This is a genomic window from Actinacidiphila acididurans (genome assembly GCF_016918855.1).
In the GTDB taxonomy this organism is placed as follows: Bacteria; Actinomycetota; Actinomycetes; order Streptomycetales; family Streptomycetaceae; genus Actinacidiphila; species Actinacidiphila acididurans.
Genome location: NZ_JADKYB010000002.1, coordinates 582,627 through 592,248, shown reverse-complemented (window position 1 = coordinate 592,248; position 9,622 = coordinate 582,627). Strand labels below are relative to the sequence as shown.

General features: G+C 70.6%; 8 protein-coding genes. 1 reads left to right on the top strand and 7 read right to left on the bottom strand.

Going from position 1 to position 9,622, the window contains the following annotated elements:
* Positions 1 to 62: 62 nt before the first annotated feature.
* From ITX44_RS05570 to thyX, 3 genes are all read right to left on the bottom strand, one after another.
* Positions 63 to 1,748 carry a ribonuclease J gene (locus ITX44_RS05570; RefSeq protein ID WP_205355832.1) on the bottom strand — a complete coding sequence of 562 codons (1,686 nt, stop codon included), beginning with the start codon at positions 1,746 to 1,748 and terminating at the stop codon, positions 63 to 65.
* 179 nt (positions 1,749 to 1,927) lie between these two features.
* Positions 1,928 to 2,827, bottom strand: a complete 900-nt coding sequence (gene dapA, locus ITX44_RS05565) for a 4-hydroxy-tetrahydrodipicolinate synthase (protein WP_205355831.1) — start codon at positions 2,825 to 2,827, stop codon at positions 1,928 to 1,930.
* Between the two features lie 157 nt (positions 2,828 to 2,984).
* Positions 2,985 to 3,677, bottom strand: coding sequence for an FAD-dependent thymidylate synthase (gene thyX / locus ITX44_RS05560; protein WP_205355910.1), 693 nt, complete (start codon positions 3,675 to 3,677; stop codon positions 2,985 to 2,987).
* A gap of 252 nt (positions 3,678 to 3,929) precedes the next feature.
* Between thyX and ITX44_RS05555 the strand changes: the two genes are divergently transcribed.
* Positions 3,930 to 4,472 carry an SCO5741 family PH domain-containing membrane protein gene (locus ITX44_RS05555; protein WP_205355909.1) on the top strand — a complete coding sequence of 181 codons (543 nt, stop codon included), beginning with the start codon at positions 3,930 to 3,932 and terminating at the stop codon, positions 4,470 to 4,472.
* A gap of 79 nt (positions 4,473 to 4,551) precedes the next feature.
* Here the strand turns inward: ITX44_RS05555 and ITX44_RS05550 are convergent, their stop codons facing one another.
* The 4 genes from ITX44_RS05550 to ITX44_RS05535 form a co-directional block, all read right to left on the bottom strand.
* The gene (locus tag ITX44_RS05550) at positions 4,552 to 5,016 is read right to left on the bottom strand and encodes a tetratricopeptide repeat protein (RefSeq protein ID WP_205355830.1); all 465 of its coding nucleotides are present in this window, start codon (positions 5,014 to 5,016) and stop codon (positions 4,552 to 4,554) included.
* A gap of 5 nt (positions 5,017 to 5,021) precedes the next feature.
* Positions 5,022 to 5,840, bottom strand: a complete 819-nt coding sequence (gene dapB, locus ITX44_RS05545) for a 4-hydroxy-tetrahydrodipicolinate reductase (RefSeq protein ID WP_205355829.1) — start codon at positions 5,838 to 5,840, stop codon at positions 5,022 to 5,024.
* 105 nt (positions 5,841 to 5,945) lie between these two features.
* Positions 5,946 to 7,337, bottom strand: coding sequence for a M16 family metallopeptidase (locus ITX44_RS05540; RefSeq protein WP_205355828.1), 1,392 nt, complete (start codon positions 7,335 to 7,337; stop codon positions 5,946 to 5,948).
* On the bottom strand, positions 7,334 to 9,553 hold the full coding sequence (locus ITX44_RS05535; RefSeq protein WP_205355827.1) for a polyribonucleotide nucleotidyltransferase: 2,220 nt from the start codon (positions 9,551 to 9,553) through the stop codon (positions 7,334 to 7,336). Before ITX44_RS05535 ends, ITX44_RS05540 begins: the two co-directional genes overlap by 4 nt.
* Between the last annotated feature and the right edge of the window lie 69 nt (positions 9,554 to 9,622).

The following is a 9,622-nucleotide window of genomic DNA, read 5'->3' as shown; positions in this document are numbered from 1 at the left end:
GCCCCGCCGGATCCACACCGGGCGCCCCGCTCGCGGTCAGGAGCCCGGGGATTGACGTCGGCTCAGACCTCCACCACGACCGGAAGGATCATCGGGCGCCGGCGGTAGTTGTCGGAGACCCACTTGCCGACCGCACGGCGGATGATCTGCTGGATCTGGCGTGGTTCCATGACGGCTTCGGAGGCCGAACGGGACAGCCCTTCCTCGATCTTGAGAATGACGGCGCCGAACGCCTCGTCCTCGATACCCGATCCTCGCGCGTGGATGTTCGGGCCGCCGACGAGCTTGCCGGTGGTGCTGTCGACCACGACGAAGACGGACACGATGCCTTCCTCGCCGAGAATGCGGCGGTCCTTGAGGGAGGACTCGGTGATGTCGCCGACCGACAGGCCGTCGACGTAGACGTATCCGGCCTGGACCTTGCCGGCGATTTTCGCGACGCCGTTCACGAGGTCGACGGCGACGCCGTCCTCGGCGATGACGCACCGCTCCTTGGGGATGCCGGTGAGCTGTCCGAGGTCGGCGTTGGCCCGCAGGTGGCGCCATTCGCCGTGGATCGGCATGAGGTTGCGGGGCTTGCAGATGTTGTAGAAGAACAGCAGCTCGCCCGCCGCGGCGTGGCCCGAGACATGGACCTTGGCGTTGCCCTTGTGGACGACGTTGGCTCCCCAGCGGGTCAGGCCGTTGATGACACGGTAGACCGCGTTCTCGTTGCCGGGGATGAGGGACGAGGCGAGGATGACGGTGTCGCCCTCGACGATGCGGATCTGGTGGTCGCGGTTGGCCATCCGGGACAGGGCCGCCATGGGTTCGCCCTGGGATCCGGTGCAGACCAGGACCACTTGCTCGTCGGGGAGGTCGTCGAGGACCTTGACGTCGACGATCAGGTGGTCGGGGACCTTGAGGTAGCCGAGGTCGCGGGCGATGCCCATGTTCCGGACCATGGAGCGGCCGACGAAGGCGACCTTGCGGCCGTGTTCCTTTGCGGCGTCGAGGACTTGCTGGACGCGGTGGACGTGGCTGGCGAAGCTGGCCACGATGATGCGCTTGTCGGCCTTGTCGAAGGTCTGGCGCAGCACCTGCGAGATGTCGCGCTCGTGCGGGACGAAGCCGGGGACCTCTGCGTTGGTCGAGTCCGCGAGGAGCAGGTCGATGCCCTCCTCGCCGAGCCGGGCGAACGCGGGCAGGTCGGTGAGGCGGCCGTCCAGCGGGAGTTGGTCCATCTTGAAGTCGCCGGTGACGACGACCATGCCGGCCGGCGTACGGATGGCGACCGCGAGGGCGTCCGGGATGGAGTGGTTGACGGCGATGAACTCGCAGTCGAAGGGCCCGATGCGTTCCCGGTCGCCCTCCTTGACCTCCAGGGCGTAGGGACGGATGTGGTGTTCCTGGAGCTTGGCCTCGATGAGCGCGAGGGTCAGCTTGGAACCGATGAGGGGGATGTCCTCCTTCTCCCGCAGGAGGAAGGGGACGGCGCCGATGTGGTCCTCGTGGCCGTGGGTGAGGATGATGCCCACGACGTCGTCCAGCCGGTCCCGGATGGACGTGAAGTCCGGAAGGATGAGGTCGACGCCGGGCTGCTCCTCCTCGGGGAAGAGGACGCCGCAGTCGACGATCAGGATCTTCCGGCCGAATTCGAGGACCGTCATGTTGCGGCCGATTTCGCCGAGGCCGCCGAGCGGGGTGATGCGCAGGCCGCCCTCGGGGATTTCCGGTGGGGCGCCGAGTTCAGGGTGCGGATGACTCAAAGGTTCTCCTTGCCGCGCATGCCTCATGGCCCCCTCGGGGCCCGGGCGGCGCGGGATGTCGTTCAGTTTTCCGTGTTCACACGCTTCATGTGCTTCACGCGTTCCATGCGCTTCGTGCGTTTCATGCGTTCATGCGTCAATCGGTATTCGGTTGCGCGTATTCAGTTGTGAAGTCTTTGTCAGAGGTGTACCCCGCCTGCGGCGAGATCCCTCCTGAGCTGCTCGGTCCCGTTCGCGTCGAGTTCGACGAGCGGCAGCCGGAGCGGGCCGGCGGGCAGTCCGCGCAGCGCCAGGGCGGCCTTGGCTGTGGTGACGCCCGGGGCGCGGAACATGCCGGTGTAGACGGGCAGCAGCCGCTGGTGGATCTCCGCGGCCTTGGTGACGTCGCCGCTGGTGTAGGCGTCCAGGAGGGCGCGCAGTTCGGCGGTGACGACGTGCCCGACGACGGAGACGAAGCCGACGGCGCCGATGGCCAGCAGCGGCAGGTTGAGCATGTCGTCGCCGGAGTACCAGGCGAGGTCGGTACGGGCCAGGGTCCAGCTCGCGGCGCCCAGGTCGCCCTTGGCGTCCTTGTTGGCGACGATCCGGGGGTGCTCGGCGAGCCGGACGAGGGTGTCGGTCTCGACGGGGACGCCGGCGCGGCCGGGGATGTCGTAGAGCATCACGGGCAGGCCGGTGGCCTCGGCGATCGCGGTGAAGTGCCGGTACAGGCCCTCCTGCGGGGGCTTGCTGTAGTACGGCGTGACCGTGAGCAGGCCGTGGGCGCCGGCCCGCTCGGCCTGGCGGGCGAGGGTGACGCTGTGCGCGGTGTCGTTGGTGCCGACGCCGGCCACGACGTGGGCGCGGTCGCCGACCGCCTCGACCACGGCGCGTACCAGCTGGTCCTTCTCCGTGTCGCTGGTGGTCGGCGACTCCCCGGTGGTGCCGTTGACGACCAGACCGTCATTGCCGGCGTCCACGAGGTGGGCGGCCAGCACCTGGGCACCGTCGAGGTCGAGGGCGCCGTCGGGAGTGAAGGGCGTGACCATTGCGGTCAGCATGCGCCCGAACGGGGCCTGGGGGGTGGAGGTCGGAGCCATGGATCCCACGCTACTCGGTGTCCGGATCGGCAGCAGCCGTGGGACCTGCGCAAAGGACTCCGGCGCTGCCTGCTCGGGGGTTCAAGCACCGCCGGAGTCCATTGTGAAGCCTAGATGAACTTCACGAATCCCTGCAATCCGAACACTTCGGACATTACTACGGCGCGACTCGGCCGTTCGCGTTGAAGGCCGCGTGCGTGAGGGGCATCAGCTTCGCCCACTCCGCCTCCATCCGCTCCCCCACCATCTCGATCTCCCGCTGCGGGAAGGACGGCACCTTGGCCAGCTCGTGGGTGGTGCGCAGGCCGAGGAAATGCATGAGCGAGCGGGCGTTGCACGTCGCGTACATCGACGAGTACAGACCCACCGGAAGGGTGGCGCGGGCCACCTCGCGGGCGACCCCTGCGGCCAGCAGGTCCTGGTAGGCGGCGTAGGACCGGGCGTACGACTCCTTCAGCGCGGTCACGGCGCTCTCGTGCTGCTCCGGCGTGCCGGCCACGAACTCGTACTTGCCCGGGCGGCCCTGCTGGACCAGCTTGCGGTCGGGCGCGGGCAGGTAGAAGACCGGCTCCAGCTCGCGGTAGCGGCCGGATTCCTCGTTGTAGGACCAGCCGACCCGGTGCCGCATGAACTCGCGGAAGACGAAGATCGGGGCGCTGATGAAGAAGGTCATCGAGTTGTGCTCGAACGGGCTGCCGTGCCGGTCCCGCATGAGGTAGTTGATCAGGCCCTTGGAGCGCTCGGGGTCCTTGGTCAGCTCCTCAAGGGACTGGCCGCCGGCCGTGGAGACGCGCGCGGCCCATAGCACGTCCGCGTCCGTCGCGCTCGATCTGATCAGGCGGACGGTCATGTCGTCGCGGAACTTCACCTGGGCGTCTGTCTCTGCGGGTGAGTCGGTCGGCACCACGGATCCTTCCTGTCGTTTTCGCCGCCCAGACTAGTCCGGACGGTCTCCCGGCGGTCGGCGGCCCGCCGCCCGCTTGGCCGCGGCCGGTGCCGGGGGCTAGCCTCCTGGAAAACCGCAGTCAGACCGCCCGCCGCGACGCTGCTGCCACGATGTCGTCGGCCTGCCGGAAACCGGAACGAGGATTCCCCCGTGTCCCTGTCCCACCACTCCTCCCTCACCGCCGTGTCCGACGCGCCGCAGACGGACGACCGCGCCCCGCGCCCGCTGCCGGACCGCTGGACCCGGCCGTACCGCTTGGGCCCCTGGCGGGTCGCCGTGGCCGCGCTGGCCCTGATGCTGGCCTCGTACCTGATGATCGCGGCGCTGCTGATGGCCGCGGCCAGCAACTCGGGGGGCGCCATGACGTGGCTGGTGCTGGCGGTAGTGGTGATCGCGGCGTCGTTGCGGCTGCTGCGGATGGGGGTGTGGGTGAGCGGCAAGGGGCTGCGCCAGACGGGGTTCTTCTTCACGGTGACGGTGCCGTGGCGGCAGGTGGTGGCGGTGCGTACGGCGCAGCAGCCGGTGAAGGTCCTGGGGCTGCCGCGGACCGTGCAGGGCCAGGCGCTGCTGATAACCCGGCGGGGCGGCGAGCAGCTCAGGCCGCTGCTCACCGATCACAACGCGGACTTCCTGGGCCGGGTGGAGTCCTTCGACGTGGCCGCCGACGCCATCGAGGCCTGGGCGACCGAACCGCGCTGAGCGCCCAGCCGTAGAGCTTGCCCGATACGCCGCGGGGCCGGCCCACCGAGTGGTGGACCGGCCCCGCGGCGTATCGGCGTCACCTGGCCGCGCGGTCGCGGACCGGGGTCCCGTCGTGCAGGGCGATGGCACGCTGCATGGCCTTGCGGGCGCGGGGGGTGTCGCGGGCGTCGAAGTACGCGATGGCCAGCCGGAACCAGGTGCGCCAGTCGTCGGGCGCGGCCTCGGTCTCGGCCCGGCGCCTGGCGAACACCGCGTCGGCCGAGGCGCGGTCGATACGGCCGCTGGGGGTACGGACGAGTTCGTCGACCGGCAGGCCGCCCTCGGCCTCCAGCTCACGGCCGAGCCGTCCGGCGTGCCGGGCGAACTGCGTGGTGTGCCACAGGAACCACGCGCCGATCAGCGGCAGCACCAGCACGGCGATGCCGAAAGCCACGGTGACCGGGCGGCCGTCCGAGATGAGCAGCACGCCGCGGTCGCCGACCAGCACGAAGTAGAACACCAGGGCGAGCGCCGAGGCGGTGTAGCTCAGTTTGGCGCGCATCGCGCTCAGTCCCCTTCGCCGCCGGTCCCGCGGCCGGCCTGTCCGGTCCGGTCCCCGGCCGGGTCGTCGGTCCGGTCCCGGTCAAGGAAGTGTTCCAGGCCGACGGTCAGGCCCGGCACCGAGGGTACGGTCCGTACCGCGAGCAGGATGCCGGGCATGAAGCTGGAGTGGTGCAGCGAGTCGTGCCGGATGGTCAGGGTCTCGCCGGTGCCGCCGAACAGCACCTCCTGGTGCGCGAGCAGGCCGCGCAGCCGTACCGAGTGCACCGGCACGTCGTCCACGCGGGCGCCGCGGGCGCCTTCCAGGGCGTGGGTGGTCGGGTCGTGCTGGGGGCCGCGGCCGGCCTCGGCGCGGGCGGCGGCGATGAGCTGGGCGGTACGGGTGGCGGTGCCGCTGGGCGCGTCGGCCTTGCGGTCGTGGTGCAGCTCGATGACCTCGACGGACTCGAACCAGCGGGCGGCCTGCTGGGCGAACCGCATGGTGAGCACGGCGCCGATGGAGAAGTTCGGGGCGACCAGCGCACCGGTGCCGGGGGCGGCGGCCAGCCACCCGGTGAGGGTGGCGAAACGCTCCTCGGTCCAGCCCGTGGTGCCGACCACCGCGTGGATGCCGTGCCCGACGGCGTACTCCAGATTGCCCATGACGGCGTCCGGGTGGGTCAGGTCGACCACGACCTGCGCGCCGGCCTCGGTGAGCGTCTCCAGCCGGTCTTTCTTGTCGAGTGCGGCGACCAGGTCGAGGTCGTCGGCGGCCTCGACCGTACGGGCGGCCTCGGAGCCGATCCGGCCCTTGGCGCCGATCACGGCCACGCGCAGCTTGCTCATCGTTCTACGGTCCTCACGGTGGATGGATCGGGTGCGGCGGACCCGGGGGGCCCGTCCTGTGGGTCGCGCCGGGCCCTCGCGCCGGCCCGACCCACAGGACAGACCCTAGGCCACGGCCGCGTGCAGGTCGGCGGCCTGCTTGTCCTTCAGCGAGCCGATGACCGCGAGGCTGGGGCGCTGGCCCAGGACGTCGCGCGCCACCTGCCGTACCTCGTCGGGAGTGACGGCTGCGATCCGGGCCAGCAGGTCGTCCACGGAGAGCTGGTCGCCCCAGCACAGCTCGCTCTTGCCGATCCGGTTCATCAGGGCGCCGGTGTCCTCCAGGCCGAGCACGGTGGAGCCGGACAACTGGCCGATGGCGCGGCGCAGCTCGTCCTCGCCGAGGCCGTGCTCGGCGACCTGCTCCAGCTCGTCCCGGCAGATCTTGAGCACGTCCGGCACCCGGCGCGGCTGGCAGCCGGCGTAGACCCCGAACATGCCGCAGTCGGCGAAGGAGGAGGTGTAGGAGTACACCGAGTAGGCCAGGCCGCGCTTCTCGCGGACCTCCTGGAACAGCCGGGAGCTCATGCCGCCGCCGAGGGCGGTGTTGAGCACGCCCAGCGCCCAGCGGCGCTCGTCGGTGCGGGACAGGCCGGGCATGCCGAGCACCAGGTGGGCCTGTTCGGTGCGCCGGTCGAGGAGTTCGACATGGCCGGCGGCGCGCAGAGTACGGGCGCCGCCGCGGGGCGGCTGCGGCTGCGCGTCGGTGTCGCGCAGGGCGCCGGCCCGCTCGAAGGCGCGCCGGACCTGGCGTACCACGGTGGCGTGGTCGATGTTGCCGGCGGCGGCGACCACGAGCCGGGTGGGGTCGTAGTGCTTGTGGTAGAAGCGGGCGACCTGGTCGCGGGTGAGGCCGTTGACCGTCTCGGTGGTGCCGAGCACCGGGCGGCCGAGCGGGGTGTCGCCGAGCAGCGCGGTGGTGAACAGGTCGTGCACCTGGTCACCGGGGTCGTCCTCGGTCATCGCGATCTCCTCGAGGACGACGCCGCGTTCGGCGTCGATGTCCTCCTGGCGGATCAGCGAACCGGTGAGCATGTCGCTGACCACGTCGATGGCCAGCGGCAGGTCGGTGTCGAGCACCCGCGCGTAGTAGCACGTGTACTCCTTGGCGGTGAACGCGTTCATCTCGCCGCCGACCGCGTCGATCGCCGCGGAGATGTCCAGCGCGGTGCGCCGGGCGGTGCCCTTGAAGAGCAGGTGCTCCAGGTAGTGGGTGGCGCCGCCGAGTGCCTTGGTCTCGTCGCGGGAGCCGACCGCGGCCCAGATGCCGAAGGTGGCCGAGCGGACCGTGGGCAGGGTCTCGGTGACCACGCGCAGGCCGCCGGGCAGCACGCTGCGGCGTACGGTGCCGACGCCGTCGGTGCCGGGCAGGAGGGTACGGGTGCGGGTGGCGGGTGCGCGGACGGCCCGCCCCTGCTGGGAGGGGCGGGCCGTCGCGCCGGTGGAGCGGGTCGTCACTTGGCCGACTCGTCCTTCGCGTCGTCCGACTCGTCCTCGCCCTCGATGACCGGGATCAGCGAGAGCTTGCCGCGCTGGTCGATCTCGGCGATCTCGACCTGGACCTTGGCGCCGACGCCGAGGACGTCCTCGACGTTCTCGACGCGCTTGCCGCCGGCCAGCTTGCGGATCTGCGAGATGTGCAGCAGGCCGTCCTTGCCGGGCATCAGCGACACGAAGGCGCCGAACGTGGTGGTCTTCACCACGGTGCCCAGGTACCGCTCGCCGACCTCCGGCATGGTCGGGTTGGCGATCTGGTTGATCAGCGCGCGGGCCGCCTCGGCCTGGGCACCCTCGGTGGCGCCGATCAGGACGGTGCCGTCGTCCTCGATGGAGATGTCGGCGCCGGTGTCCTCCTGGATCTGGTTGATCATCTTGCCCTTGGGGCCGATGACCTCGCCGATCTTGTCGACCGGGATCTTGATGGAGATGATCCGCGGCGCGTTGGGGGACATCTCGTCCGGGGAGTCGATGGCCTCCATCATCACGTCGAGGATGTGCAGCCGGGCGTCGCGGGCCTGCTTCAGGGCTGCGGCCAGCACCGACGCCGGGATGCCGTCGAGCTTCGTGTCGAGCTGGAGGGCGGTCACGAAGTTCTTGGTGCCGGCGACCTTGAAGTCCATGTCGCCGAAGGCGTCCTCGGCGCCGAGGATGTCGGTCAGCGCCACGTAGTGCGTCTCGCCCTCGATCTCCTGGGAGATCAGGCCCATGGCGATGCCGGCGACCGGGGCCTTGAGCGGCACACCGGCGTTGAGCAGCGACATGGTGGAGGCGCACACCGAGCCCATCGAGGTGGAGCCGTTGGAGCCCAGCGCCTCGGAGACCTGGCGGATGGCGTACGGGAACTCCTCGCGGGAGGGCAGCACCGGGATCAGTGCGCGCTCGGCGAGGGCGCCGTGGCCGATCTCACGGCGCTTGGGGGAGCCGACCCGGCCGGTCTCACCGACGGAGTACGGCGGGAAGTTGTAGTTGTGCATGTAGCGCTTGCGCGTCTCGGGCGAGAGCGTGTCGAGCTGCTGCTCCATGCGCAGCATGTTCAGGGTGGTGACGCCCAGGATCTGGGTCTCACCGCGCTCGAACAGCGCCGAGCCGTGCACCCGCGGGATCGCCTCGACCTCGGCGGCCAGGGTGCGGATGTCGGTGACGCCGCGGCCGTCGATGCGGATCTTGTCGCGGATGACCCGCTGGCGGACCAGCTTCTTGGTCAGCGAGCGGTAGGCGGCGGAGATCTCCTTCTCGCGGCCCTCGAACTGCGGCAGCAGCTTCTCGGCGGCCAGGCCCTTGACCCGGTCCAGCTCGGCCTCGCGGGCCTGCTTGCCGGCGATGGTCAGCGCCTGCGCCAGCTCGTCGGTGACCGCGGCCTCCAGCGCCTCGAAGACGTCCTCCTCGTAGTCGAGGAAGATCGGGAACTCGGCGGTGGGCTTGGCGGTCTTGGCGGCCAGCTCGGACTGCGCCTTGCACAGCACCTTGATGAAGGGCTTGGCGGCCTCGAGGCCGGCGGCCACGACTTCCTCGGTGGGGGCCTCGGCGCCGTCCTCGACCAGCTTGATGGTCTTGTCGGTGGCCTCGGCCTCGACCATCATGATCGCGACGTCGCCGTCCTCCAGCACCCGGCCGGCGACGACCATGTCGAACACGGCCTCCTCCAGCTCGGTGTGGGTGGGAAAGGCCACCCACTGGCCGCGCACAAGGGCGACCCGCACGCCGCCGATGGGGCCGGAGAAGGGCAGGCCGGCGAGCTGCGTGGAGCAGGACGCGGCGTTGATCGCGACCACGTCGTACAGGTGGTCGGGGTTGAGCGCCATCACGGTCGCGACGATCTGGATCTCGTTGCGCAGGCCCTTGACGAAGGACGGGCGCAGCGGGCGGTCGATCAGGCGGCAGGTGAGGATCGCGTCCTCGGACGGACGCCCTTCGCGGCGGAAGAAGGAGCCGGGGATCCGGCCGGCCGCGTACATGCGCTCCTCGACGTCCACCGTGAGCGGGAAGAAGTCGAAGTGCTCCTTGGGCTGCTTCGAGGCGCTGGTGGCCGACAGCACCATGGTGTCGTCGTCGAGGTAGGCGACGGCGGACCCGGCGGCCTGGCGGGCCAGCCGGCCCGTCTCGAAGCGGATGGTACGGGTGCCGAAGGTGCCGTTGTCGATGACGGCTTCGGCGTAGTGGGTCTCGTTCTCCACTCTGGGGATTCTCCTCGTCCTCGCCCGCGGGCCATGTCGTCCGCGGGCCGTCGGTGGAGGGGCGTCCTG

What these genes read in the sequence shown, in the direction of transcription:
- dapA (WP_205355831.1), bottom strand. Translation starts at nt 2,827, where the DNA reads ATGGCTCCGACCTCCACCCCCCAGGCCCCGTTCGGGCGCATGCTGACC.
- ITX44_RS05550 (WP_205355830.1), bottom strand. Translation starts at nt 5,016, where the DNA reads ATGCGCGCCAAACTGAGCTACACCGCCTCGGCGCTCGCCCTGGTGTTC.
- thyX (WP_205355910.1), bottom strand. Translation starts at nt 3,677, where the DNA reads ATGACCGTCCGCCTGATCAGATCGAGCGCGACGGACGCGGACGTGCTA.
- dapB (WP_205355829.1), bottom strand. Translation starts at nt 5,840, where the DNA reads ATGAGCAAGCTGCGCGTGGCCGTGATCGGCGCCAAGGGCCGGATCGGC.